Raw genomic sequence first — 25,788 nt, 5'->3', positions numbered from 1 at the left:
TTTCAGTGGATTTTGTCTTCCCGTTCCGTCCTCATCGGGCCGGTCACCGGGGCAACTCGGTAAACAGTACGGGGCCCTGTAGGTCGAGTCAAATCGACCTACAGGGCCCCTCACCCGTTCGGGCGAATACCGGACAGGGCGTCAGACCTCGACGACCATCGGCAGGATCATCGGGCGGCGACGGTAGGTGTCCGAGACCCACTTGCCCAGCGTGCGGCGCACCAGCTGCTGGATCTGGCGGGTCTCCAGGACGCCGTCCTGGGCGGAGCGCGACAGGGCCTCCTGGATCTTCTCCACCGCGGGGCCGAAGGCGTCGTCCTCGATGCCGGAGCCGCGGGCCTGGATGTTGGGGCCGCTCAGCACCTTGCCCGTCGAGGAGTCCACGACCAGGAACGCGGTGATGATGCCCTCGTCTCCCAGGATGCGACGGTCCTTCAGCGAACCCTCGCCGACCTCGCCGACCGACAGGCCGTCGACGTAGACGTAGCCCGCCTGCACCTTGCCGGCGATGCGCGCGACACCGTTGACGAGGTCGACAGCGACGCCGTCCTCAGCGATGACGATGCGGTCCTTGCGGATGCCGGTCTTCTGACCCAGCTCGGAGACGGCGCGCAGGTGCCGCCACTCACCGTGCACGGGCATGAGGTTCCGCGGCTTGCAGATGTTGAAGAAGTACAGCAGCTCGCCGGCGGAGGCGTGGCCGGAGACGTGCACCTTGGCGTTGCCCTTGTGCACGACGTTCGCGCCCCACCGGGTCAGCCCGTTGATCACGCGGTAGACCGCGTTCTCGTTACCGGGGATCAGCGAGGAGGCGAGGATGACGGTGTCGCCCTCGACGATGCGGATCTGGTGGTCCCGGTTGGCCATGCGCGAGAGCGCGGCCATGGGCTCGCCCTGGGAGCCGGTGCAGATGAGGACGACGTCCTCGTCCGGCAGGTCGTCCAGCGTCTTCACGTCGACGACGAGGCCGCCCGGCACCTTCAGGTAGCCGAGGTCACGGGCGATGCCCATGTTGCGGACCATCGAGCGGCCGACGAAGGCCACCTTCCGCCCGAACTCGTGCGCCGTGTCCAGCACCTGCTGGATGCGGTGCACGTGCGAGGCGAAGCTGGCGACGATGATGCGCTTGTCGGCACGGTCGAAGACCTGCTGGAGCACCGGGCCGATCTCGCGCTCGGGCGCGATGAAGCCGGGGACCTCGGCGTTGGTCGAGTCGACCAGGAGCAGGTCGATGCCCTCCTCGCCCAGGCGGGCGAAGGTCGGCAGGTCGGTCAGGCGGCGGTCCAGCGGGACCTGGTCCATCTTGAAGTCGCCGGTGGCGACCACGAGGCCGGCGGGCGTGCGGATGGCGACCGCGAGCGCGTCGGGGATGGAGTGGTTGACCGCGATGAACTCGCAGTCGAAGGAGCCGATGCGCTCGCGCTGGCCCTCCTTGACCTCCAGCGTGTACGGCCGGATGCGGTGCTCTGCGAGCTTGGCCTCGATCAGGGCGAGGGTCAGCTTGGAGCCGATCAGCGGGAGGTCCGGCTTCTCGCGCAGCAGGTAGGGCACCGCGCCGATGTGGTCCTCGTGGCCGTGGGTGAGCACGATGCCGTCGATGTCGTTCAGGCGATCCCGGATGGACGTGAAGTCCGGCAGGATCAGGTCGACACCGGGCTGCTCCTCCTCGGGGAAGAGCACGCCGCAGTCGACGATCAGCAGGCGGCCGCCGAACTCGAAGACGGTCATGTTGCGACCGATCTCACCGAGGCCGCCGAGCGGGGTGATGCGCAGCGCGTTCGGGGCGAGCTTCGGCGGTGCGCCCAGATCAGGGTGCGGATGACTCAAAAGGTTCTCCTTTCCGCGCGTACCCGTCGGAGCTTCCTGGCTCTGGTCCGCGCGGCGTCGTCACTTGTGGTGATTGGGTACTGCAGGTCCTGCATCACGTCTCCGGCTCGGCTCTCCGAAGCTCGGCCTTCCGAAGCTCGGCGCTCCGAAGCCTGGGACCGCCGAGACCAGGACGTGGACGTCTGTGTTGTCAGAGGTGTACCCCGCCCTCGGCGAGATCCCTCCTCAGTTGGTCGATCTCCGCCTCGGTGGCCTCGACCAGCGGCAGGCGCAGCGGCCCGGCGGGGAGACCCTGGAGGTTCAGGGCGGCCTTGGTGGTGATGACGCCCTGGGTGCGGAACATGCCGGTGAAGACCGGGAGCAGGCGCTGGTGTATCTCGGTGGCCTTGGCGATGTCGCCGGCGACGAAGGCGTCGACCAGGGCGCGCAGGTCGGGCGTGACGACGTGGGCGACGACGCTGACGAAGCCCACGGCTCCGACCGAGAGCAGCGGCAGGTTCAGCATGTCGTCGCCGGAGTACCAGGCCAGGCCGGAGCGGGCGATGCCCCAGCTCGCGGCGGCGAGGTCGCCCTTGGCGTCCTTGTTGGCGACGATGCGCGGGTGCTCGCCCAGTCGGACGATGGTCTCGGTGGAGATCGGCACACCGGAGCGGCCCGGGATGTCGTAGAGCATGACCGGCAGGCCGGTCGCGTCGGCGACGGCGGTGAAGTGCCGGTAGAGGCCCTCCTGCGGGGGCTTGTTGTAGTACGGCGTCACGACCAGCAGGCCGTGGGCTCCGGCGCGCTCCGCCTGGCGGGCGAGCTCGAGCGTGTGGTGGGTGTCGTTGGTGCCGACTCCGGCGACGACGTGGGCGCGGTCGCCGACCGCCTCCAGGACCGCCCGGACCAGGGCCTCTTTCTCGGCGTCCGTGGTGGTCGGGGACTCACCGGTGGTGCCGTTGACGACGAGGCCGTCGTTGCCTGCGTCGACCAGGTGCACGGCCAGCCGCTGGGCGCCTTCGAGGTCAAGGGTGCCGTCGGCGGTGAACGGGGTCACCATCGCGGTCAGCGCCCGGCCGAAGGGGGTCTCGGGGGTGGAGGTCGGAGCCATGAGTCCAACGCTACTCGTTGCGGGCAGGGGCGAGCACAGACGGTCCAGCTGAAGGACAACCGTACCGCCTGACAGGCAAGGAGCCCGGTGCCGCCTGCTCGGGGGTTCAAGCGGCACCGGGGCTCGTGTCTTTGAGACTAAGGAACCATGGGATATCCCGCAAATGGGACATAAGGGAAATCATCTCGAACGGCCGAACGGCCCGTCACCGCACCGGCGTTACCGGCCGATCGGCTACGGCGCGACGCGTCCGTGCGTGTTGAAGGCCTCGTAGGTGAGCGGCATCAGCTCGGCCCACTGGCGCTCCATCTTCTCGGCGACCATCTCGATCTCCCGCTGCGGGAAGCTCGGCACCTTGGCCCGCTCGTCCTTGGTGCGCAGCGAGAGGAAGTGCATCAGGGAGCGCGCGTTGCAGGTCGCGTACATCGAGGAGAACAGGCCCACCGGCAGCACCGCGCGCGCGACCTCGCGCGCCACACCTGCGGCGAGCATCTCCTGGTAGCGGTCGTAGGACTGCCGGTAGGCGTCCTCCATGGCCTCGGTGACGGCCTTGTGCTGCTCCGCGGTGCCCTCGAAGAACTCGTACTTGCCCGGACGGCCCTGCTGGACGAGCTTGCGGTCGGCGGCGGGCACGTAGAAGACCGGCTGCAGCTCGCGGTAGCGGCCGCTCTCCTCGTTGTAGGACCAGCCCGCGCGGTGCCGGTGGAACTCACGGAAGACGAAGATCGGCGCGCTGACGAAGAAGGTCATCGAGTTGTGCTCGAACGGGGTGCCGTGACGGTCCCGCATCAGGAAGTTGATCAGGCCCTTCGAGCGCTCCGGGTCCTTCTGCAGCTCTTCCAGCGACTGCTCGCCGGCCGTCGAGACCCGCGCGGCGAAGAGCACGTCTGCGTCCTGAGCGCTGCTGCGCACCAGCTCCACCGTGACGTCGTCACGGAACGTGGGCTCTGGGGTCGGGGTCTCGTCGGACAAGGGGAGGTTCCTTTCGATCATGGGTCGACTCTGGCGCACCGCTTTCGTCCCCGGGGAGAGCCCGTCGGTGCTGGTACTGGCGGTACCCGGACGACCGCCGAACAGAGTAAGGGACATTTCGGCTACAGTGCGGCCACCTAAGGGGGAAGCATGGTGCAGCTGACGGTCCGTGAGGCGGTGGAGGCGGACGCCGGGGACCTGGTGCGGGTCCGCGTCGACGCGTGGCGGGCGGCGTACGCGGGGGTGATTCCGCCCGCCTATCTTGACGAGCTGGACGCGACGGCCGCGCCCGCGCGCCTGGGCGAGTACCTGCGCGACCTGCCCGCCGGGCGGCACTACCTGGCCGCCGAGCGGATGGGCCGGCTCGTCGGCTTCGCCATCGCCGGGGCCGAGCGCCCGAGCGTCGAGTCGGCACGCGGCGAGCGCGACGGGTTCGGCGAGGTGCACGCCCTGTACGTCCACCCGGACGCCTGGTTCACCGGCGCGGGATCCGCCCTGCTGCACGCCGCGACGCACCGGCTGGCCGAGGACGGCATGCACTCCCTGAGCCTGTGGGTCCTGGAGCGGAACGTGCAGGCCCGCCGCTTCTACGAGCGCCACGGCTGGCGACCGGACGGCGCCCGCGACGAGCTGCGGTTCGGCGGCGCGCTGGTGCAGGAGCTCCGCTACGCCGCGCCCGCGCCCGCACGGCCGCTCAGTGCGAGTGCGCTGCCGCGCCCGCGCCGTGCTCGCGCTGCAGTCTGATCGCGCGCTCCATCGCCTTGCGGGCCCGCGGCGTGTCGCGGGCGTCGGCGTAGGCGACGGCGAGCCGGAACCAGCTGCGCCAGTCCTCCGGCGCGACCTCCGTCTCGGCCTTGCGCTTGGCGAAGACCTCGTCGGCGGAGTCGCGGTCGATGCTGCCGCCCGGGGTCCGCTTGAGCTCGTCGACCGGCAGACCGTTCTCGGCCTCCAGGATCCGGGAGAGCCGCTGGCTGTCCCGGCCGAAGCGGTAGGTCTTCCAGACGAACCAGAGCGCGATGCCGACCAGCACCTCGGCGCAGACGCCGATGCCGATCCCGGCCCCGTTGCCGGTGGCCATCAGCTGACCGCCGGTCGCGGCCACCACCGCCAGACCGAGCAGCAGCGCGATCGTGACGACGAAGTACATCACCCGGGCAACCACGGCTACGTCACTCGCCTTCAGCAAAAAGGTAGTTCTCAAGACCGAACGTCAGTCCGGGCGCGTCCACGACGTTGCGCACGCCGAGCAGGATGCCCGGCATGAACGAGCTGTGGTGCATCGAGTCGTGACGGATGGTCAACGTCTCGCCGACACCGCCGAACAGCACCTCCTGGTGCGCCAGCAGGCCGCGCAGGCGGATCGCGTGGACGGGGACGCCGTCCACGTCCGCGCCGCGCGCGCCCGGGAGGCCGTGCGTGGTCGGGTCCTCCTGCGGCGGCAGGCCGGCCTCGGCGCGGGCGGCGGCGATCAGCTGGGCGGTGCGGGTCGCGGTGCCGCTGGGCGCGTCGGCCTTCTTGGTGTGGTGCAGCTCGACGACCTCGACGGACTCGAAGAAACGGGCCGCCTGCTGGGCGAAGCGCATGGTGAGGATCGCGCCGATGGAGAAGTTCGGGGCGATCAGCACGCCGGTGCCCGGCGAGGCCGCCAGCCACTCCCCCAGCCGCGCCAGGCGCTCCTCGTTCCACCCGGTCGTGCCGACGACGGAGTGGATGCCCTGCGCGGTGCAGAACTCCAGGTTGCGCATCACCGCGTCCGGGTGGGTCAGCTCGACGGCGACCTGAGCGCCGGACTCGACCAGCGTCTCCAGCTTGTCGCCGCGTCCGATCGCGGCGACCAGCTCCATGTCCTCGGCGGCTTCGACGGCGCGGACGGCCTCAGCGCCGATCCGGCCCTTAGCCCCGATCACGGCGACCCGCAGCGGCGTGCTCATTGCAGTGGCTCCTAGCTCTTCGGTCTCAGCGCTCTTCGGTCTCAGGTCAGCTCTTCGGTCTCAGGTCAGGCCATGGCCTGGGCGAGGCGCTCGGCGCGCTTCCCTGCCACCGGTCCTATCACAGCAAGGGAGGGACGCAGGGCTCCGAGCACCTCCGTGGCCACGGTCCGGACGTCGTCCAGGGTCACCGCGGCGATCTTGCCGAGCAACTCGTCGACGGAGAGGTGCGTCCCGTAGGCGAGCTCCGCCTTGCCGACGCGGGACATCAGCGAGCCGGTGTCCTCCATGCCGAGCACGGTCGAGCCGGACATCTGACCGACGGCGCGCTTCAGCTCCTCCTCGGTGATGCCGTTCGCCGCGACCTTCTCCAGCTCCTCGCGGCAGATCTTGAGGACCTCCTCGACCCGCTTGGGCTGACAGCCGGCGTAGATGCCGAAGAGCCCGGAGTCCGCGTAGGAGGAGGTGTACGAGTAGACGGAGTACGCCAGCCCGCGCTTCTCGCGGACCTCCTGGAAGAGACGCGAGCTCATGCCGCCGCCCAGGGCGGAGTTCAGCACGCCGAGCGCCCAGCGCCGGTCGTCGGTGCGCGCGAGGGCCGGCATGCCGAGGACGAGGTGCGCCTGCTCGGTGGCCCGGTCGAGGATGTCGACCTTTCCGGCGGTCTTCAGCGCACGACTGCCGTTGCGGGGCGCGGCGGGCAGGACGTCCTCACGGCCGAGCGCGCCGGCCTGCTCGAAGCAGCGCTGCACCTGGCGGACGACCTTGGCGTGGTCGACGTTGCCGGCGGCTGCGACCACGAGGTGCTCGGGCTTGTAGCGCCGGCGGTAGAAGCCGTGGACCTGGTCGCGGGTCAGCGCGTTGATCGTGTCGACGGTGCCGAGGACCGGCCGCCCCAGCGGGGACTCGCCGTACAGCGTCTTGGCGAAGAGGTCGTGGACGACGTCACTCGGGTCGTCCTCGGTCATCGCGATCTCTTCGAGCACGACGTCGCGCTCGGTGTCGATGTCCTCCTGCCGCACCAGCGAGGAGGTCAGCATGTCGCTGACGACGTCGACGGCCAGCGGCAGGTCGCGGTCGAGCACCCGCGCGTAGTAGCAGGTGTACTCCTTGGCGGTGAACGCGTTCATCTCGCCGCCGACCGCGTCGAGCGCGGAGGAGATGTCGAGCGCGGAGCGCGTCTTGGTGCCCTTGAAGAGCAGGTGCTCCAGGTAGTGCGTGGCGCCGTTCAGCACCGGCGTCTCGTCGCGCGAGCCGACGCCGACCCAGATGCCGAAGGCGGCGGAGCGGACGGTCGGCAGGGTCTCGGTCACCACCCGCAGGCCGCCGGGGAGCACGGTGCGACGGACCGTCCCAGCGCCGTCGATGCCCTTGAGCAGGGTCTTGGTCGTTCCGGGACGCTGGTCCTGGGCAGTGGGCTGCGGCACTGAGGTGTCCTTGGGATTGTTGCGCTAACGGGCCTGCGGCCCGGCCCCACCGTGACGGTGGAGCCGGGCCGCAGTGAGCAAGCTGCTGCTTACTTCTCGGCGTCGGTGGCGGCGGCCTCGGCCGCCTCCTCGCCCTCGATGACCGGGATCAGCGAGAGCTTGCCGCGCGGGTCGATCTCCGCGATCTCGACCTGGACCTTGGTGCCGACCGGCAGCACGTCCTCGACGTTCTCCACGCGCTTGCCACCGGCGAGCTTGCGGATCTGCGAGATGTGCAGCAGGCCGTCCTTGCCCGGCATGAGGGAGACGAACGCGCCGAACGTCGTGGTCTTCACCACGGTGCCCAGGTAGCGCTCGCCGACCTCCGGCATGGTCGGGTTGGCGATCTGGTTGATCGTGTTGCGGGCCGCCTCGGCCGCCGGGCCGTCGGAGGCGCCGATGTAGATCGTGCCGTCGTCCTCGATGGTGATCTCGGCGCCGGTGTCCTCCTGGATCTGGTTGATCATCTTGCCCTTGGGGCCGATGACCTCACCGATCTTGTCCACCGGGATCTTGATCGTGATGATGCGCGGCGCGTTCGGGGACATCTCGTCCGGAACGTCGATCGCCTCGTTCATCACGTCGAGGATGTGCAGACGCGCGTCGTGCGCCTGCTTCAGGGCCGCGCCCAGGACGGAGGCCGGGATGCCGTCGAGCTTCGTGTCCAGCTGGAGGGCCGTGACGAAGGTCTTGGTTCCGGCGACCTTGAAGTCCATGTCGCCGAACGCGTCCTCGGCGCCGAGGATGTCGGTCAGCGCGACGTAGTGCGTCTCACCGTCGATCTCCTGCGAGATCAGACCCATGGCGACACCGGCGACGGCGGCCTTCAGCGGCACACCGGCGTTCAGCAGCGACATGGTCGAGGCGCAGACCGAGCCCATCGAGGTCGAGCCGTTGGAGCCCAGCGCCTCGGAGACCTGGCGGATCGCGTAGGGGAACTCCTCGCGCGTCGGCAGGACCGGGATCAGCGCACGCTCGGCGAGCGCGCCGTGACCGATCTCGCGGCGCTTCGGGGAGCCCACGCGGCCCGTCTCACCGACCGAGTACGGCGGGAAGTTGTAGTTGTGCATGTAGCGCTTGCGCGTCTCGGGGGAGAGCGTGTCGAGCTGCTGCTCCATCCGGAGCATGTTCAGCGTGGTGACACCCAGGATCTGGGTCTCGCCGCGCTCGAACAGCGCCGAGCCGTGGACGCGCGGGACGACCTCGACCTCGGCGGCGAGCGTACGGATGTCCGTGACGCCACGGCCGTCGATGCGGACCTTCTCCTTGACGATGCGCTGGCGGACCAGCTTCTTCGTCAGGGCGCGGTACGCGGCGGAGATCTCCTTCTCGCGGCCCTCGAACTCCGGCAGGAGCTTCTCGACGGCCAGGTCCTTCACGCGGTCCAGCTCGGCCTCGCGGGCCTGCTTGCCGGCGATGGTCAGCGCCTGGGCCAGCTCGTCCTTGACCGCGGCGGTGAGCGCCGCCAGGACGTCGTCCTGGTAGTCGAGGAAGACCGGGAACTCGGTGGTCGGCTTGGCCGAGTGCGCGGCCAGCTCGGCCTGCGCCCGGCACAGCTCCTTGATGAACGGCTTGGCGGCCTCGAGGCCCTCGGCCACGACCTCCTCGGTCGGCGCCACGGCGCCGCCCTTGACCAGCTCGATCGTCTTGTCGGTGGCCTCGGCCTCGACCATCATGATCGCGACGTCGCCGTCCGGCAGGGCCCGGCCGGCCACGACCATGTCAAAGACGGCCTCCTCGAGCTCCTTGTGCGTCGGGAAGGCGACCCACTGGCCGCGGATCAGCGCGACGCGGACGCCGCCGATCGGGCCGGAGAAGGGCAGGCCCGCCAGCTGCGTGGAGGCGGAGGCGGCGTTGATGGCGACCACGTCGTACAGGTGGTCGGGGTTGAGCGCCATGACCGTCACGACGACCTGGATCTCGTTGCGCAGGCCCTTGACGAAGGACGGGCGCAGCGGGCGGTCGATCAGACGGCAGGTGAGGATCGCGTCCTCGGAGGGACGGCCCTCGCGGCGGAAGAAGCTGCCGGGGATACGCCCGGCGGCGTACATCCGCTCCTCGACGTCGACGGTCAGCGGGAAGAAGTCGAAGTGCTCCTTCGGCTGCTTCGACGCACTGGTCGCGGAGAGGACCATGGTGTCGTCGTCGAGGTAGGCGACCGCGGAGCCGGCGGCCTGCTTGGCAAGGCGGCCGGTCTCGAAGCGGATGGTTCGGGTGCCGAAGCTGCCGTTGTCGATGACGGCCACGGCCTCGTGCATGGTGTTGTCTTCCACCCGGAAGATCTCCTTCTTTCGTCCTCTAGGTGGAGCGCCCCCGCGCGTGTCCTGAGTCCTACGGCCTGGACCCGGCCGGTCTTCGATCGAAGCTGCCGGTCGGGGCACGCGTACCTACGCGCTGCTCCTCCGGCGGCCACTACCGAGGACCGGCGCCTGGTGGCGCTGGCTCGGATGCGTGTGGACGCTCCGCGTCCGGTGCCGCCCCCATCGTAGGGACGCGCACCCTTTGTCTTTCACACCTTACGCACGGTCTCTTTCCCACGCGTGCCCAAGGCTCAACCACGCCCGTTCCGGGGTGGTTGCGATACACCGAAGGGCGGCTCCCCCAGATCCCCTGGGAGAAGCCGCCCCCGAGTGGGTCGACTAGCGAGCGGCGCCCGCGGCACCGCGGCGGATGCCGAGGCGGTCCACCAGGGTACGGAAGCGCTCGATGTCGGTCTTGGCCAGGTACTGCAGCAGGCGACGACGCTGGCCGACCAGGAGCAGCAGACCACGGCGGGAGTGGTGGTCGTGCTTGTGGAACTTGAGGTGCTCCGTCAGGTCCGCGATGCGGCGGGACAGCAGCGCGATCTGGACCTCGGGAGAGCCGGTGTCGCCCTCCTTCTGACCGTACTCGGCGATGATCTGCTTCTTGATGCTCTGGTCGAGGGCCACGCCCACTCCTTCACGATCATGGTGCCGAGCGCCCCTGGTCTTCATCACAGGGTCTGACGTACTCGGCGGCGGAACGCGGCATGCATGATGCACCCACGATCCAGCGGTCAAGCCTACCAGTCAGGAAGTCAAGCCCCGGACGGTGCCGTAGACGTCCAGGACCGCGAGGGCGATCGGGACGAGGGCGGCGAGGGTGAGGCCGTCGACCAGGTCGAGGATGCGGCCCCAGAAGGGGGAGACGCCCTTCCTGGGGACGACCAGGGCGATGGAGACCAGGATCGCCGCGCCAGCGGCGATGCTGACCGCCATGACCAGGGTGCGGATGTCGACGGCCGAGGTGTCCCGCATGTTCGTGAAGATGAACAGCGGCATGTGCAGCGCCAGGCCGACCACCAGCAGCGCCAGGCTGCCCAGGCCCGCGACCAGCAGGCACATCACCTGGGAGGTGTGGGTGAACAGGCGGGCCCGCAGCATCGTCGAGACGCCGAGGGTCAGCGCGAGCACCTCCGTCCAGGTGTTGTAGGTGAAGGCCAGCACGACGCTGCTGCCCAGCACGACGGCGGCGCAGCCGCCGACCATGCCGACGAGCAGCTCGTGGCCGCGGCGGGCCTGCGCGGCGATGCGGGTCAGGTCGAGGGCCGGACGGCTCTCGCTCTCCCCGCCGCTCCCGGAGGGACGCTGCTGCTGGGGAGCGTGGAAGCCGACCGGCAGCCGCGCGAAGCGGGAGGAGAGGGAGGGCAGGAAGCCCACCAGTCCGACCGCGACGACCGCCGCGCCCGCGGCGACCTCGCGGGCCGAGGCGTCGGTGAGGACGCCGACCAGCGTCGCGAGCGTGCCGACGCCGGAGACCAGCGCGGCGGCGACGAACGGCGCGTCGCCGTTCGGCAGCAGCGCCGCCAGCATGGTCGCGGCGAGCAGCACCGCGATGCAGCCGACGAGGAACTGGATGCGGCCCGGCCCCTCCCCCTGTGCGGGGGCGACGATGCCCGTGCCGCCGAGCATGGCCAGCGGCAGCGCGGCCATGCCGAGCGCCAGGGCTGCGCCCCGGTCCTCGTAGACGCGGGCACGGGCGCCGGCGAGCGCGATCAGCACCACCGAGGCGAGGCCGGCGATCAGGCCCGGCAGCGAGTGCATGTCGTGCTGGAGGTCGGAGAACCACAGCGCGAAGGCGAGCAGGAGCAGGACGACCGCGCCGCCGATGAGGCCCGCGCCTCGCATCAGCGTGGGCCCCCACTGGCTGCGGTCCTCCGCGACCCCGGACGCGATGGCGTCCGCGACGTCGTCGTAGACGGCGGGCGCGAGCGACTCGGCGAACGGACGCAGGCTCAGCAGGTCCCCGTCCCGGACCTGCTGGGCCTGCAACGGCAGGCTGCTGTCCAGAACGGTTCCGTCGCGGCGGACGAGATGGAACCCGGTGGGCGCACCCTCGGCCTGGGTCTGTCCGGAGAGCCGGAGCACCTCCGGGTAGATGTCTGCGAGCGGGACGTCCTCGGGCAGAGCGACGTCGATCCGACTGTCCGGCGCGACGACGGTGACCCGGCAGAACCCGGTCGTGGCGCTGGTGCTCACGTGGTGGCCTCCCCCATACCGTGGCTGACAGCGGTTCACCTTATACGGTGCGGGACATCGCCCGATCCAGCGGTTCCTCGCGCCTTGCGGGTCACGGGGATTGAGCCGACCGCAGGAACGCCTCCGCCGCCGGGGGCAGCGCTCCGGGACGGCGCAGCAGGGCGAGCGTGCGGTGGACCGGGGGGTCGAGCGGCGCGATCACCGCGTCCGCCGGGGCCAAGGCCGCGGGCATCACGGCTGCGAGGCCGCCCTCGGTGACCAGCGGGCCGACGGCCACGGTGGGCCGACTCCACCGCAGCGGCCGGAACGACGCCCGCGTCCGCGAAGAGACCGTCCGTCAGCCGCCGCCACGCGGCGCCCGGCCTGCCGACCACCAGCGGGAGCCTGGCCAGCTCCGCGACGCTCAGCGCCGCCGGGGCGGCGGTGCCGGGCGGGAGGACGGCGACCAGCTCCGGCTCCCGCAGCGGGTCGACGACGAGTCCTTGGGTCTCGGTCACCGGCAGGCAGCAGAGGCCCAGCTGGGCGTCGCCCGCGCGCAGGTCGCGGGTCAGGTAGGGCGGTCGGCGGGGCTCGATGAGGCGGACGGTGACGGGGGGTGGCGCCGCCGGAAACGTGCCGTCAGTTCGCCCGGCGCATCAGCGGCCGCGGGTTGGACGACGAGGTCCACCCGTCCGGCGACGAGGCCCACCACCGAGGCGACCGCCTCACGCGCGGCGACCAGCTCCAGCGCCACCCGCCGCGCGGGCGCGACCAGCGCCTCGCCCGCCGAGGTCAGGACGACGCCACGGCCCGCGCGCTGGAAGAGCTTCGCGCCGGGCTCGCGCTCCAGCGGGCGGATCGCCTGGGAGAGGGACGGCTGGGCGAGATGCAGCGCGTCCGCCGCGCGGGTGAAGCCGCCGTGTTCGACCACGGCCAGGAAGTAGGAGAGCTGGCGGACGGCTCGGTGACGGCGTCCGGCGCCGGGGCGGACGACCTGCGGGAACTGCTTTCGCTTCTGGTCGCGTTCGATCTCTTCTTCCCCGTGATCGAGCCATGACCGGTTCCCGATAGGATCGCCGCTTGCGGACAGCGGTGCCACGGGGGCGGCAGACAACGCCCCTTCGGTCACCGGGGGACTAAAGAACGAGGCTGGTGCCGAGTTGAGCGTGGTGACCGTCAAGCGACCGCCGCGGGCTTACCCGCCGGCGGTTCCGAACGAGGAGCTCCATCTGGAGCCGCCGCCGGAGCTGCCCCGCGACGACGGGGGCTCCTGGTGGCAGTCGCTGCTGCCGATGCTGGCGACGGCCGGATCCGCCGCGTTCTTCTTCATGCCCGGCATGCAGACCATGATGAAGGTCATGGGCGGCATGATGGTCGCCTCGACCGTGGCCATGGCCGTCGCCCAGGTGAACCAGCAGCGCAAGGGCGGCGGTGGCGTCGACGACGAGCGCGCCGACTACCTGAAGTACCTTGGCCAGCTGCGCCGTCAGGTGCGCAAGGTGGCACAGCTCCAGCGGGACGCGCAGCTGTACACGCACCCGCAGCCGGACCAGCTCTGGTCGGTCGTGGCCGAGGGACGCCGGCTGTGGGAGCGGCGGCCGATGGACAGCGACTTCGCGCAGGTGCGCGTCGGCACCGGGCCGCAGCAGCTGGCCTCGCGGATCGTCCCCCCGCAGACCGCGCCGGTCGACGAGCTGGAGCCGCTGACGGCCGACGCGATGAAGTCGTTCATCAAGAGCCACAGCACCCTGCCGGACCTGCCGCTGGCGGTCTCGCTGCGCGCCTTCTACCACCTGACGGTCTCCGGCGACCCGGACACCGTCTACGGTCAGCTGCGCGCCGTACTCTCGCAACTGACCACGCTTCAGTCGCCGGACGACCTGGTCGTCGGCATCGCGTGCGCGCCCGGCGCGCTGCCGGAGTGGGAGTGGACCAAGTGGCTCCCGCACACCCAGCACCAGCGGGAGACCGACGGCGCCGGCTCGCTGCGCATGATCTGCACCTCGCTCGACGAGCTGGAGGAGCTGCTCGACGACGAGCTCGCGGGCCGCGCCCGGTTCCACCGTGACGCGCAGCCCGTGCCGGACCAGCCGCACGTCGTGGTGATCCTGGACGGCGCCCAGATCGGCGCCGACTCGGTGCTGGCCAGTGGCGAGGGCCTGCAGGGCGTGACCGTCGTCGAGGTCGTGCTCGGCGAGACGGACGAGCTGCGCGGCCAGCTGGCGATCAGCGTGACGCCGAAGGAGATGACGCTGCGCTCGGCGTCCGGCGCCTCCTACAGCGGCGTGCCGGACACCGTCTCCGCCTGGCAGGCGGAGGCGCTGGCCCGTCAGCTCGCGCCGCTGCGCATCTCGCAGGGCGGCGACGACGAGCCGCTGCTGGCGAACCTGGACTTCACCGACCTGATGGGCGTCGGCGACGCCGCCTCGGTGGACACCGCCCGCACCTGGCGTCCGCGTCCGGTGCACGAGCGGCTGCGCGTCCCGATCGGTCTGGGCGCGGGCGGCGAGCCGGTGATCCTGGACCTGAAGGAGGCGGCGCTCGAGGGCATGGGCCCGCACGGCCTGTGCGTCGGCGCGACCGGTTCCGGCAAGTCGGAGCTGCTGCGCACGCTGGTGCTTGGCCTGGCGCTGACGCACTCCTCGGAGACGCTGAACTTCGTCCTCGCCGACTTCAAGGGTGGTGCGACCTTCGCCGGCATGGCGGACATGCCGCACACCTCCGCGATCATCACCAACCTGGCGGAGGAGCTCACCCTGGTCGACCGCATGCGCGACTCGATCACCGGCGAGCTGAACCGCCGCCAGGAGCTGCTGCGCGCGGCGGGCAACTTCGCCAACATCCACGACTACGAGCGGGCGCGCGCGGCCGGTGCGCCGCTGGACCCGCTGCCCTCGCTGCTGCTGATCATCGACGAGTTCAGCGAGCTGCTGACGGCCAAGCCCGACTTCATCGACATGTTCATCCAGATCGGCCGCATCGGCCGGTCCCTGGGTGTGCACCTGCTGCTCGCCTCGCAGCGTCTGGAGGAGGGCAAGCTGCGCGGTCTGGACACCTACCTCTCCTACCGCATCGGTCTGCGCACCTTCTCGGCCGCCGAGTCGCGCGCGGCGCTGGGCGTGCCGGACGCCTACCACCTGCCGCCGGTGCCGGGTGTCGGCTACCTGAAGTTCGGCACCGACGTGATGGCGCAGTTCAAGGCCGCCTACGTGTCCGGCCCCTACCGGTCGGGCGGCGCGCAGCAGTCCTCGGGCGGGGTGCGTCGCGCACGGCCGGTGCTCTTCACCGGCTCGCCGGTGGCGCTGCCGCCGCAGCCGCAGGAGGAGGCGCCGGTCGTCGTCCAGCCGCCCCGGCAGGACGACGCGCTGGTGGACACCGTGCTCGACGTGATCGTCGACCGCCTGGAGGGCCAAGGCCCGCCGGCGCACGAGGTGTGGCTGCCGCCGCTGAAGGAGGCGCCCTCCGTCGACCAGCTCTACGGCCGTCTCGCGGTCAGCGCCGAGCGCGGCCTGCACGCGCCGGACTACACCGCGCCGGGCCGCCTGGTCGTCCCGATCGGTCTGGTCGACAAGCCCTTCGAGCAGCGCCGCGACCTGATGTACCTGGACTTCTCCGGCGCCGCCGGTCACGGTCTGGTCGTCGGCGGTCCGCTGACGGGCAAGTCGACGCTGCTGCGCACCGCGATGACCTCGTTCGCGATGACGCACACCGCCTCGGAGGTGCAGTTCTACTGCCTCGACTTCGGTGGTGGCGGCCTGATCGGCATGCAGGGCCTGCCGCACGTCGGCGGGGTCGCGGGGCGTCTGGACGGCGACAAGGTGCGCCGCATGATCTCCGAGGTCAGCGCGGTGCTCAACCGCCGCGAGGAGCTGTTCCGGGCCCAGCAGATCGACTCGGTCGCGACCTTCCGCAGCCGCCGCAAGCAGGGCATGCTGCCGGACGAGCCGCACGGCGACGTCTTCCTGGTCGTCGACGGCTGGCTGAGCTTCCGGCAGGAGTTCGAGGCGCTGGAGCCGGTCGTCGCCGACATCGTCCAGCGTGGTCTGGCCTACGGCGTGCACGTGCTGATCACCGCCAACCGCTACGGCGAGGTGCGTCCGGCGCTGAAGGACCTGCTCCAGACGCGCGTCGAGCTCAAGCTCGGTGACTCGATGGAGTCCGAGATCGACCGCAAGGTGGCCCAGAACGTCCCCGCGGGCGCGCCGGGCCGCGGTCTCACCGCCGACAAGCTGCACTTCCTGGCCGGTCTGCCGCGCCTGGACGGCTCCAGCGAGATCGAGGACCTCTCCGACGCGGTCGCCGCGATGGTGCAGGCCGCCGGCGAGAACTGGCAGGGGCCGCGGGCCCCGCAGGTCCGCATGCTGCCGGAGCTGCTGCCGGTCGAGCACCTGCCCAAGCCGTTCGAGACGCCCGAGCTCGGCATCGCGATCGGTGTGGACGAGAACGCGCTGGCGCCGGTGTACCTCAACTTCGACACCGACCCGCACTTCATCATCTTCGGTGACGGCGAGACCGGTAAGACGGCGCTGCTGCGTCTGCTGCTCAAGGGCATCACCGAGCGGTACACCCCGGAGCAGGCCCTCGTCGTGATCGGCGACTACCGCCGTTCGCTGCTGGGCACCGTCACCAGCCCGCACCTGCTGGAGTACGCGGCGGCGCAGCCGGCGCTGCAGGCCTTCCTCGGCGACGTGCGGGGCTCGATGGAGCGCCGCATCCCGGGCAAGGACGTCACCCAGGAGCAGCTGCGCGACCGCAGCTGGTGGAGCGGCCCGGAGCTGTTCCTGGTCATCGACGACTACGACCTGGTCGCGACCTCCACCGGCAACCCGCTGCAGCAGCTGCTGGAGGTCCTGCCGTTCGCCAAGGACGTCGGCCTGCACATCATCATCGCCCGCCGTTCCGGCGGTGCCGGGCGCGCGCTGTTCGAGCCGGTCATGCAGCGGCTCAAGGAGCTGGGCGCGCAGGGCATCGTCCTGTCCGGCGACCGCGACGAGGGCGTGCTGCTCGGCAACGTCCGCCCGCAGATCCTGCCGCCGGGCCGAGGCGTCCTCGTCACCCGCCGCCGGGGTTCCTTCACGGTCCAGACGGGGTGGCTGCCGCCGCAATAGTTTCCACGTACCGGATCGTTATGCGGACGGTTTCGTCCGCAGACCGCTCAATCCGAAGCAGGCCGCGGGGCCGCTGAGTGCTTGGTCACTCGGCGGCCCCGCTGTCGTTGGTCGAGCCGTCGGGCGCAAAGCCATGATCATAAAAACTGCATGGCAAGGATATGAAGGCTGTATTGCACATCGATCTTTGAAGCAAAGGGATTGTGCGACGGAGGACATATAGGACAACTCACTGACACGACTTCAGATCAGTTGTGCTAGGCGTATCCGGCAACGGAATCCGAAGCAAAAGCAGCCTTGACGCGCCGTTAACGGCAGGGTTCCATGACTGAGCCGGGAGCGACTGACACGAGCAGCAGCGAGAACGCCAGGAGGCGATAGCGCTCCCCCAGCGACACCCTCTGTTGTGCGAGCCGGAACGGAACGCCCATGACCGACACCCTGCGCCGTCCTGAGGACGGCACGACGGCCTCCGCGCCCTCCATCGAGGCCGCGGAGCCGCAGAAGCTGAAGCGTTCCATCGGCGTCGTCGGCGGCACGCTGCTGACACTGTCGTGTCTGACGCCGGCGTCCTCGCTCTTCGTGATCGTCCCGGCGTCCTTCGCCGCCCTCGGCACCGGCACCGCGCTCGCGCTGGCCATCGCCATCGTGCTCTGCATCGGCGTCGCCTGGTGCTACTCCGAGCTCGGCACCCTGGTCCCCAGCGCCGGCGGCGAGTACGCGATGGCCGGCCACACCGTCGGCCGGTTCACCGGCTGGCTCGCCTTCATCCAGGCACTGCTGGTCGTCATGATCGTGCCGCCGGTGATCGCGCTCGGCACCGCGCAGTACCTCGCGCCCATCGTCCACGTCGACCCGAAGCTGATGGGCGCGATCGTCATGATCGCGGCGACCGTCATGGGCCTGCTGGACCTGCGGGCCAACGCCTGGATCACCGGCATCTTCCTGGTCCTGGAGGTCGTCGCCGCCAGCCTGGTCGCCGTCCTCGGCTTCGCGCACAGCAACCGCTCCGCCTCCGTCCTGATCCACCCCGAGCTGCCCGGCGCGCACGGCGGCATCAGCCCCGTCACCTTCGGCACCCTCATCGCGGGGCTGGCCGCGGCGCTCTTCATCACCCAGGGCTTCTCCACCGCGGTCTACCTGGCCGAGGAGATGGAGCGCCCGCACCGCACCGTGCCGCGCACCGTCCTGTGGACCCTGGGCATCGGCTCCGCGGTCATCCTGATCCCGGTCATCGCGATCACCGTCGGCGCCCCGAGCCTGGACGCCCTGGCGGGCGGCGACATCTCCAGCATGGTCACCCAGTGGAGCAACTCGGCCGTCGGCACCTTCGTCAGTCTGGCGATCGCCCTGGCGATCATCAACGCGGCGATCGTCATGGTCATCCAGAACTCCCGCGTGCTGTACGCCTCCGCCCGCGACAAGGCCTGGCCCGAGCCGGTCAACCGCGCCTTCACCAGCCTGAGCAAGCGCTACGGCTCCCCGTGGATCTCGACCCTCGCGGTGGGCGTCCCCGGAGCGGTGCTGTGCTTCGTCAACCTGGACACCCTGAGCGCGGTCACCGGAGTCTCGGTCGCCCTTCTCTACGGCTGCGTCGCCGTCGCCGCACTGGGCGCGCGCCGCGGCGCGCACAAGCACGCCAAGGCGTACCGCATGCCGCTGTGGCCGGCCGTCCCGGTCGCGCTGATCCTGGTCCTGATCTACGTGGTCACCCAGCAGAGCTTCACCGCCCTCTGGCTCACCGGCGGCATCACCGCCGCGGCGGCCCTGTACTGGGTCTTCTACCTCCGCCCCCGCCCGGAGACCCGCTGGATCATCACCATCCCCGAGGACGAGAAGGAGGCCCTCGAGGCCTGACCCCCGTCTGCTGCATCCTGGGCCCCCGTGCACTCGAGCACGGGGGCCCAGTTTTCTGCTCCCGCGGATCTCCCTGTCAGGCACGCTCCCCGAGAGAAGCACGGCGGGCGAGGGCAGTGTCGAACGGGACGTGGTCCGCGCTCCAGGAGGCGGCTCGGCCGTCCGCGGCTGCCACCCGCCGTCGTTGCCGCTGGCATCCCAGACGGCGGGTGGGCATCGTCAGAGCGAGCGCCGTCCCGCATCGCAGGAGCCCCTAGAGGGCGCGCTTGCGGCGGGTGTCGCGGATGACGGTGGCGGTGCCGGTGATCAGGACGAGGCCGACCGCGCCCAGGCCCACGGCGAACAGGCCGGTGCGCTCGTCCCGCTGTTGGGCGGTCTCGCCGAGCTCGAAGGGGCGGGCGTGGACCGGCGCCGCGGAGGCGCCGCCGACGGGGCTGGGGACGGGGGACTGCTCGGCCGGGGACGGGTCGGTGACCGCCGCGACCGGGTCGACGACGCCCCAGCCGACGTATGCGTTCCAGCCCGGGTCCGTGCGGATCGCGGTCTGCTCGATGCGGGCCGCGATCTCGGCCTGCGACCACTTGGGGTACTCCTCGCGCAGCAGCGCCGCGACGCCCGCGACGTAGGGCGCTGCGAAGCTCGTGCCGTTGTCGACGCACTGGCCGCCACCGGGGACCGTGGAGACGATGTCCACGCCGGGGGCTGCGACCGAGACGGACCTGCCCGTCTCGGAGAAGCCGTCGGCGCGCTCGTCGTTGCGGTCGGACGCGCCGACGCCGATCACGCCGGGGATGGCGGCGGGGTAGGTGGGCTTGTCCAGACCCTCGTTGCCCGCTGCGGCGACGACGACCACGTCGGCGGCCAGGGCCCGCTTGACCGCCTGGTAGAGCTTGCTGGTCGAGGTGATGCCCTGGTAGGGCTGGCCCTGCTTGTCCGTCAGGTCCTGCGAGATGTTGATCACCTCGACCTTCTGGCTGACCGCGTAGTCGATCGCGGCGGCCAGGCTGTCCTCGGTGGCGTTGCCCTGGCCGTCGTTCTGGCGGATGGCCAGGATCGTGGCGGCGGGTGCGATGCCCTCGAAGCCGGTCTTGTTCTGCGGGTCGGGGCGGGCCGCGATGACGCCGGCCACCATGGTGCCGTGGCCGACCCGGTCGGTCGTGGAGTCGCCGGTGACGCCGGACTGGCCCTTGAGAAAGTCCTGCCCGGCCTTGACCGCGCCCTGGAGCTGCGGGTTCTTGTCGTCCACACCGGAGTCGATCACCGCGACGGTGACGCCCCTGCCGTCGTACCTGGCGTGCAACTGCGACAGCAGGATGCGCTGGAGCGCCCAGGGCTCCCCGGGGATCGAGTCCGCGGGAAAGTGGCACTGCCCGTCCGACGCGAGCGTGGCGCTGCCCCCGGCCGTCACGGCAGCGGTGGCGGCCGCGCGCACGGGAAGCAAGGGCGCGGCGGTGCACGCGAGGGCGCCTGCGGCGACGGCCAGCGCCCCGCGGTGGAGCCTGTTCACTGCTGCACTTCCCCCCGATGAGATGTCGGTCCGGACAGCGCTGCGCCGATCCGCGGACAGCGGACCGGCGCAGCGTCAGAAGTTCCCGCGTGGTGACTCAGGACCAGAGACCGGCGTTGCGGCTCTCGGTGGCCTGGTAGTTCTGCGCGGCGCTGTCGAGGGCGCCGGCGATCTGGACCAGCACGGAGTGCAGGTCGGCCGCGGCGGAGTCCCACTCGCGCTGGCGGGCGTCGTAGCCCTCCTTGGCGGAGCCCTCCCACGACTGGGCGATGCGCTGCACACCGGCGCGCAGGTCGTCCAGCTGGGACTGGACGTTGGATGCGGTCTGGCGGACGTCGGAAGCGGCCTGGGAGACCGTTCCGAAGTTGACCATGATGTGGCCCGGGTTAGCCATAATCTCTCCTCTTGGGGCAGTTCAGCCTGGAACGTTCGACGGTGAAGCGGGCCCGGCGTCAGCCGAGGGCCGAGGTGATCCGGCTCAGGCCGGAGTGCTGCTCCTGCTCCGTCTGCGTGTACTGCTGCGAGGTGTTGTCGATCGCGTCCTTGATCTCGCCCAGCACGCGGTTGAGCTTGGTGGCGTCCTCGTTCCACTTCTGCTGGAGCTGCTGGTACGACGAGGCCGCCGAACCCTGCCAGCCGCTGGTGATCCCGCTGACCACGTTGTTCAGACGGCTCAGCTCCTGCTGGATCTGAGCGTTGACCTCGGAGATGCGCGCCGAGAAGGCCCGCATCTCGTCGGCGGTAGTCCTGAACTGACCCGACATGTGCACCGTCCCCCATGAGACAGACCGATGGCGGCCGGGCGTCGTGCTCGAATCCCCCGACCGGCATCACCCGAGCGGTGATGTCCCGTAGAACTCTAGTCCTCCCGTCCGACGGGCCCAACACCGACCTGTGGACATTCCCGTCAGAACGCCGTCACGGGTCCGTCACCGAAACGGTGCCGACGGACCGTCAGGAACCCTGCTGCTGCTCGGCCGCGTCCTTGGTCAGCTCCGGGCCGGTCGGCACCAGCTCTGCCCAGCCCAGCGGCACCGGCGAGGGGTTGACCCGGCCGTAGCCCAACCGGGCGGCAGGGGTGTCGTTCTGGCTCGAGCCGGCCGCGCCTGTCTGCCCGGCGGCGCCCGCCGCGCCCGCGCCGCCGGTCTGGTCGGAGCCGCCGGCCGCGCCGCTCTGGCCGTTCGCGCCACCGCCGTTGCCGTCACTGTTCATCTGCAGGGGGTAGCGCAGGCCGGTGTCGGTGAGCAGGTACACCTTTCCGCCGCCGCCCGCGCCGCCGCTGACGGCCTGCAGCAGCAGGCCGGTGCCCGGCGTCACGTACACGCCCGCGGTGCCGGACGCCTGCGCGCCCGTCACCGGGTAGTCCTGGCCCAGCCAGACTCCCAACTGCGGTGCGCTCTGGCCCATCTGGCCGCTGTAGACGGCGCACGCCGCCATCTGGCCGCTCGAGACGTTGAGGTTGGCCTGGGTGACCTCCTGCTTGGGCCAGTTGGCGTCCGAGGCGAAGGGCGAGACCAGGTTTGAGTCGAGCAGCTTGAACTGGTTGGCGTCGTACTCGGCCGAGCTGCCGTGCATCGCCTCGACCAGTCGGCGGGCGAAGTCCGAGATGCGGTGCGGGCCGTCCTTCATCAGCACGTAGTGCAGCGTCGTGCCGTTGTCGGTGACCCGGAGCAGGTCGCCGATCCTGTACTGGTTCCCCGCCAGGTCGGAGCCCGTGTAGGGGTGGCCGAAACCGCTGAGCAGGCTGTACGGCAGCGAGATCGGGCTGCCCGCCGACAGCGTCTTCAGCCACTGCGCCGTCACCTGCTGCGGCACGCCGTCGGAGGGGCCGAAGGCCGCCTTGGCCAGCAACTGGCCGCCCGGGTCCGCCTTGTCGGCGACGAGCTGGTGGTACGCGCCGCTGGAGTCCACCAGGTAGCTGTTGCCGTCCGGGGTCTGCACGTACAGCGCCTTGTCGGCTGGGAGACGGCCGCCGGAGACCGCACCGGCCTGGCTGCCGCCGAGCACGAAGAGCCGTTGGCCCACGCTCGCCGTGTCCGCGCCCGAACGGTCGCACGCCGCCCAGGTCTTGGCCGTCCCCGCGTCCGCCGCCGGGGGCAGGCTGTCCGGGGCGTACGGGATGCCGACCGTCGCACCGCGCGCCACCGAGGGCGAGTTGAGCGCGGAGTCGTCGATGTACTCCACCCCGGAGTTGGCACTCAGCAGCAACCGGGCCGAGGACATGTTCAGCACCGGATGCAGCACGCCGTTCAGCATCACGTAACGGGTGGTGGTCTGCTTGTCGACGATGACGTCGTTCGCCTGGTCCCACCCCTTGGGCGCCGAAGGCCGCAGCATGCCGTAGGCACCGAAGGCCGCAACAGCGATCGCGCCCAGCACCAGACTTGGCAGGACCGCGCGGACCGCGCGGGGCGCGTCCTCCACGCTGCCGCCACCCGTCGGCCGCAGGAACGCCGCCACCGTGCGCTTGCGCGCGAAGGTGTAGGCGCTGAGTTCATCCCGGCGTGAAGCCATCCCTTTGCTCTCCCCCGTCCTCGGACGTCCTCGGGCTGCTTCCGGGCACGGACCTGACCCGGCACCGCCCCGCGTGCGCTACGTACGGTACGGGTACCGTGTTGCGATCAGCCAACCGGACCCCAGTGCCTCGGCGTCAGGTTTGGCTTCGGCCGGCTTTTCCGGAAAGCTGCATTCGCCGACCGAACGTGTCGGGTCGTGTCTCCGACACGACCGATCCGGTCGAGGTCGGCGAGACAGTTCACGCGACACAGTTCAACGCGACACAGCTGACGACTCGAAGGGGTGCTCGGGGGATGCCCAGTCAGACCGCTTCGCGCCGCGCGCAGCGGACACCCGCCGCGACGCCGTCCGGTCCCGACCGCGCCGTGCGCGACGCACGGCCCGCCGCGAACACCGGAGGCACGGCCACACCGCGGGTCAGGCCGCGTCCGGGACGGCTCGGACCGGTGCGGTTGACCCACGTGATCCTCGTCGAGGCCATCGCCGGCGCACTGCTCCTTGGTTGGGCGCACGGCCGGATCGCGCTCGTCGTCGGCGCGGTGGTCGGCGTGCTGCTGCTGGTCCCGGTACTGCCGCGCTTCGGCGGCCTCACGCTGGTCGACATGCTCGGCGCGCGTGCGGCCTTCCGTCGCCGCGCCCGCCGCGCGGCCCTGGCCCCGCAGGGGCCGGACGTGGACCCGGCGCTGGCGCCCGTGCTGGAGTGCGAGCCCGCGCTGCGCGTGGTCGCGCACAGCGTCGAGGCCGACGGCGGCGTGGGTCGCCGCGAACGCCGCGAGATCGGCATGGTCGGCGACGGCACCTTCATCAGCGCGCTCATCCAGGTCGAGGCCCCGGACAAGCCGCTGCGCCCGAACGCGGCCGCGTTCCCGCTCCCGCTGGCGATGCTCGCCGACGGGCTGCGCGCGGACGACGTGAAGCTCGACTCGGTACAGCTGCTGACGTACGCGCAGCCCGCGCCCGCCCCGCACCTGCCGGAGACGGCGCTGGCCGCCCGCGCCTACCGCGAGCTCCCGGCCGGCTCCACGACACCCGGCCTGCGGCTGACCTGGGTCGCCGTCAGGCTGGACCCGGAGCTGTGCCGCAGCGCGGTCGCCGCGCGCGGCGGCGGCGAGACCGGCGCTCGCAAGGCGCTGCAGCGCGCCGTCGACCAGCTCGCCTCCCGCCTGACCGAGGCGGGCCTGCGCGCCACCGTCCTGGACGCGAGCCAGGTCACCGCGGCGATCGGCACGGCCACCTGCCCCAACCCGGTCGCGGTCACCAACGGCCGGGGCGGCGCGGGCAATCCGGCCGGTGGCCAGACCGCGCCGCGCCGCAGCGCGGAGACCGCCAGGGCCTGGAAGTGCGACGACCGCTGGCACCGCAGCTACTGGATCGGCCGCTGGCCCTCGCTCGGCGTGCAGAGCACGGCCCAACTGGTGGACCTGCTCACCGGCACCCCCGCGCTGGGCAGTTGCTTCTCGCTGACGCTGCGCCCGGCCGGCGCCGGCGCGGTCGCGCTGCAGGGCCACGTCCGCGTCACCGTCCGCGGTGAGAGTGAACTCACGGCGACTGGGCGGCAGTTGGAGACCCGCGCGCGCAGCGCCGGGATCTCGCTGGTGGGGCTGGACATGGAACAGGTACCGGGCGTCCTCGCGACGCTTCCGCTCGGGGGGACTCGCTGATGGCCATCTCCACGCCCCGCAACGCCGCGCCCGCCGACCAGGGCGCCAGCGGCGGCCTGCTGGGACGCGCCCTCGCCGGGTTCGGCCTGCCCGGCCCGCGCCGCGAGCAGCACGTGCTGACCGTCGACCAGCTCGGCGCGGTCGCCCTCCCCGTTGGCGGGGACGGCGTCGTCGTGGGCGTCGAGGGCGACGGCAGCCCGGCCGTGCTCGGCCTGTTCCGGCCGCGCCCCTACCACGTGGTACTGGTCGGCGGCGTCTGGACGGCCCAGCTCATCGCGCTGCGCGCGGCGGCGACCGGCGCCCGCGTCGCCGTCGAGACCGGGCGCGGTCCGGCTTGGAGCCCCGTGGCCCAGGCGGCAGGCGGGGGCCAGCCCTGCATGACCGTGCACCCCATCGGCCGGCTCGGCCCGCAGGGCGCCTCGGTCGCCGGTCCCGTCCTGGTCATCCGCGACGCGGGCCCGCGTCCGTCGCGCACCCGGCTGTCGGGCGCGCCCTGGCAGGCGATGCTGACCCTGCTGCCCTATCTGGCGGACGGCGCGGACCGGTTGCTGTCCCAGGCGGACCTCGTCGGCGTCCAGCGCGTCGCGCCGCAGGAGGCGACGCAGATCGCCCGCGTCCTCGACCTGCCCGGCCAGGAGGCGGCAGCCCTTCCCAACCTCGGTGACGGCGTCACGTTGTGGACCGACCGCCGCACGCGCACCTTCGTCCAGGGCGGCCCGACGGCCGCCGAGGCCCAGGTCCTCGGCCAGGCGCGGCGCGTGGACTGAGTCTCCGTCGGGGGCCCGCGTCGCCCCCGTCCGAGGGGGTTGCCGGGCCGCGTCGGCCAGGGGCCGGGAAGGCCCCGGCACGCAAGAGTTCTGACGCGAGCCCGAGCCGCGCACGCTGGTCGTGCACGCCGCAGACTGCGCCGGACGGGGGTCCCGGGCGGTCACGAGGGGCGGCTAGTCTGAGAGTCCCCGAGGCGAACGAGAGGCGAGCTACTGTGACCAGCGATCGCGACGACGTCTACGTCGGCGACCAGGCGCCGGACGAGGACGAGGAGTGGTCGGACGCGCCTGACTACACGCCTCCCGCCTGGTACATGCAGAACGCGCCCCAGGTGGGCGCGCAAGGTCCGCCGCCGACCCCCCATCAGGGTGGCTACGCCGCAAGCCCGACACCGCCCGGGGGTGAACCGGGTGCACAGCAGCCCGGCTACGCGCCCCCGTCCGGCCCGCCCCAGATGAGCGGTATGCCGCTCGGTACGTCGCCGACGCCGGGCGCGCCTCACGCCTCGATGCCGTCCGCGCCTCCGGTCGGCGTCAACCCCGCTCCGGCATCTGCCGGTTCGCCCGCGTCTTCCGCTCCCGCCGCTCCTGCCGCTCCTGCCGGGGACGC

At 71.4% G+C, this 25,788-nt stretch carries 20 protein-coding genes and 2 pseudogenes; 6 read left to right on the top strand and 16 right to left on the bottom strand.

Going from position 1 to position 25,788, the window contains the following annotated elements; all coding sequences use genetic code 11:
* Positions 1 to 141 precede the first annotated feature (141 nt).
* The 3 genes from TR48_RS33685 to thyX all read right to left on the bottom strand — a co-directional run bounded on the left by TR48_RS33685 (position 142) and on the right by thyX (position 3,910).
* A complete protein-coding gene (locus TR48_RS33685) occupies positions 142 to 1,827 on the bottom strand; it encodes a ribonuclease J (protein ID WP_042374282.1) in 1,686 nt (561 codons plus the stop codon).
* A 190-nt stretch (positions 1,828 to 2,017) separates the two neighbouring features.
* A complete protein-coding gene (dapA, locus tag TR48_RS33680; RefSeq protein ID WP_042374280.1) occupies positions 2,018 to 2,917 on the bottom strand; it encodes a 4-hydroxy-tetrahydrodipicolinate synthase in 900 nt (299 codons plus the stop codon).
* A gap of 234 nt (positions 2,918 to 3,151) precedes the next feature.
* On the bottom strand, positions 3,152 to 3,910 hold the full coding sequence (thyX, locus tag TR48_RS33675; protein WP_042374278.1) for an FAD-dependent thymidylate synthase: 759 nt from the start codon (positions 3,908 to 3,910) through the stop codon (positions 3,152 to 3,154).
* A gap of 129 nt (positions 3,911 to 4,039) precedes the next feature.
* On the opposite strand from thyX, the gene TR48_RS33670 reads away from it, so the two are divergent.
* A complete protein-coding gene (locus TR48_RS33670) occupies positions 4,040 to 4,633 on the top strand; it encodes a GNAT family N-acetyltransferase (protein ID WP_042374277.1) in 594 nt (197 codons plus the stop codon).
* Here the strand turns inward: TR48_RS33670 and TR48_RS33665 are convergent.
* The 9 genes and pseudogenes from TR48_RS33665 to TR48_RS41185 all read right to left on the bottom strand — a co-directional run bounded on the left by TR48_RS33665 (position 4,584) and on the right by TR48_RS41185 (position 12,890).
* A complete protein-coding gene (locus TR48_RS33665; RefSeq protein ID WP_152628327.1) occupies positions 4,584 to 5,051 on the bottom strand; it encodes a tetratricopeptide repeat protein in 468 nt (155 codons plus the stop codon). The two genes, TR48_RS33670 and TR48_RS33665, sit on opposite strands and share 50 nt — an antisense overlap.
* 7 nt (positions 5,052 to 5,058) lie before the next feature.
* The gene (gene dapB, locus TR48_RS33660) at positions 5,059 to 5,820 is read right to left on the bottom strand and encodes a 4-hydroxy-tetrahydrodipicolinate reductase (RefSeq protein WP_042374274.1); all 762 of its coding nucleotides are present in this window, start codon (positions 5,818 to 5,820) and stop codon (positions 5,059 to 5,061) included.
* Between the two features lie 65 nt (positions 5,821 to 5,885).
* The gene (locus TR48_RS33655) at positions 5,886 to 7,244 is read right to left on the bottom strand and encodes a M16 family metallopeptidase (protein WP_042374272.1); all 1,359 of its coding nucleotides are present in this window, start codon (positions 7,242 to 7,244) and stop codon (positions 5,886 to 5,888) included.
* A gap of 89 nt (positions 7,245 to 7,333) precedes the next feature.
* Entirely contained in the window at positions 7,334 to 9,541 is a 2,208-nt protein-coding gene (locus TR48_RS33650) for a polyribonucleotide nucleotidyltransferase (protein WP_042374286.1), read from the bottom strand.
* A 381-nt stretch (positions 9,542 to 9,922) separates the two neighbouring features.
* Positions 9,923 to 10,258, bottom strand: coding sequence for a 30S ribosomal protein S15 (gene rpsO, locus TR48_RS33645; RefSeq protein WP_439654519.1), 336 nt, complete (start codon positions 10,256 to 10,258; stop codon positions 9,923 to 9,925).
* Between the two features lie 75 nt (positions 10,259 to 10,333).
* A complete protein-coding gene (eccD, locus tag TR48_RS33640) occupies positions 10,334 to 11,782 on the bottom strand; it encodes a type VII secretion integral membrane protein EccD (RefSeq protein ID WP_042374269.1) in 1,449 nt (482 codons plus the stop codon).
* A 91-nt stretch (positions 11,783 to 11,873) separates the two neighbouring features.
* Positions 11,874 to 12,059, bottom strand: a complete 186-nt coding sequence (locus TR48_RS46035) for a hypothetical protein (RefSeq protein ID WP_236652450.1) — start codon at positions 12,057 to 12,059, stop codon at positions 11,874 to 11,876.
* A 64-nt stretch (positions 12,060 to 12,123) separates the two neighbouring features.
* Positions 12,124 to 12,321 (bottom strand): annotated as a pseudogene (locus TR48_RS46720) (LysR substrate-binding domain-containing protein); the annotation flags it as partial.
* Positions 12,322 to 12,329: 8 nt separating this feature from the next.
* Positions 12,330 to 12,890 carry a LysR family transcriptional regulator gene (locus TR48_RS41185; protein ID WP_201777192.1) on the bottom strand — a complete coding sequence of 187 codons (561 nt, stop codon included), beginning with the start codon at positions 12,888 to 12,890 and terminating at the stop codon, positions 12,330 to 12,332.
* A 31-nt stretch (positions 12,891 to 12,921) separates the two neighbouring features.
* Between TR48_RS41185 and TR48_RS33630 the strand changes: the two genes are divergently transcribed.
* Together TR48_RS33630 and TR48_RS33625 are read left to right on the top strand one after the other, a co-directional pair.
* Positions 12,922 to 16,869: a type VII secretion protein EccC gene (locus TR48_RS33630; RefSeq protein ID WP_042374267.1), complete on the top strand. Its 3,948-nt coding sequence runs from the start codon at positions 12,922 to 12,924 to the stop codon at positions 16,867 to 16,869.
* A 429-nt stretch (positions 16,870 to 17,298) separates the two neighbouring features.
* Positions 17,299 to 18,726, top strand: coding sequence for an APC family permease (locus tag TR48_RS33625; RefSeq protein WP_042374265.1), 1,428 nt, complete (start codon positions 17,299 to 17,301; stop codon positions 18,724 to 18,726).
* Positions 18,727 to 18,979: 253 nt separating this feature from the next.
* On the opposite strand, the gene mycP is transcribed toward TR48_RS33625, so the two are convergent.
* The 4 genes from mycP to eccB all read right to left on the bottom strand — a co-directional run bounded on the left by mycP (position 18,980) and on the right by eccB (position 22,747).
* Positions 18,980 to 20,233: a type VII secretion-associated serine protease mycosin gene (gene mycP / locus TR48_RS33620; protein ID WP_042374263.1), complete on the bottom strand. Its 1,254-nt coding sequence runs from the start codon at positions 20,231 to 20,233 to the stop codon at positions 18,980 to 18,982.
* 97 nt (positions 20,234 to 20,330) lie between these two features.
* Entirely contained in the window at positions 20,331 to 20,627 is a 297-nt protein-coding gene (locus tag TR48_RS33615; protein WP_042374261.1) for a WXG100 family type VII secretion target, read from the bottom strand.
* Positions 20,628 to 20,685: 58 nt separating this feature from the next.
* Positions 20,686 to 20,997, bottom strand: a complete 312-nt coding sequence (locus TR48_RS33610; RefSeq protein WP_042374260.1) for a WXG100 family type VII secretion target — start codon at positions 20,995 to 20,997, stop codon at positions 20,686 to 20,688.
* A 190-nt stretch (positions 20,998 to 21,187) separates the two neighbouring features.
* Positions 21,188 to 22,747: a type VII secretion protein EccB gene (gene eccB, locus TR48_RS33605; protein ID WP_042374258.1), complete on the bottom strand. Its 1,560-nt coding sequence runs from the start codon at positions 22,745 to 22,747 to the stop codon at positions 21,188 to 21,190.
* A 449-nt stretch (positions 22,748 to 23,196) separates the two neighbouring features.
* On the opposite strand from eccB, the gene eccE reads away from it, so the two are divergent.
* The 3 genes and pseudogenes from eccE to TR48_RS46030 all read left to right on the top strand — a co-directional run.
* A complete protein-coding gene (eccE, locus tag TR48_RS33600) occupies positions 23,197 to 24,411 on the top strand; it encodes a type VII secretion protein EccE (RefSeq protein ID WP_236652451.1) in 1,215 nt (404 codons plus the stop codon).
* Positions 24,411 to 25,178, top strand: coding sequence for a hypothetical protein (locus tag TR48_RS33595; protein WP_236652449.1), 768 nt, complete (start codon positions 24,411 to 24,413; stop codon positions 25,176 to 25,178). The genes eccE and TR48_RS33595 overlap by 1 nt, the downstream gene beginning before the upstream one ends.
* Positions 25,179 to 25,393: 215 nt before the next feature.
* A pseudogene (locus TR48_RS46030) lies at positions 25,394 to 25,788 on the top strand (hypothetical protein); the annotation flags it as partial.

The sequence above is a fragment of the Streptacidiphilus neutrinimicus genome, from assembly GCF_000787815.1.
Classification (GTDB): domain Bacteria; phylum Actinomycetota; class Actinomycetes; order Streptomycetales; family Streptomycetaceae; genus Streptacidiphilus; species Streptacidiphilus neutrinimicus.
The sequence above is the reverse complement of the archived record's forward strand: the minus strand, read 5'-3'. Positions and strand labels throughout refer to the sequence as shown.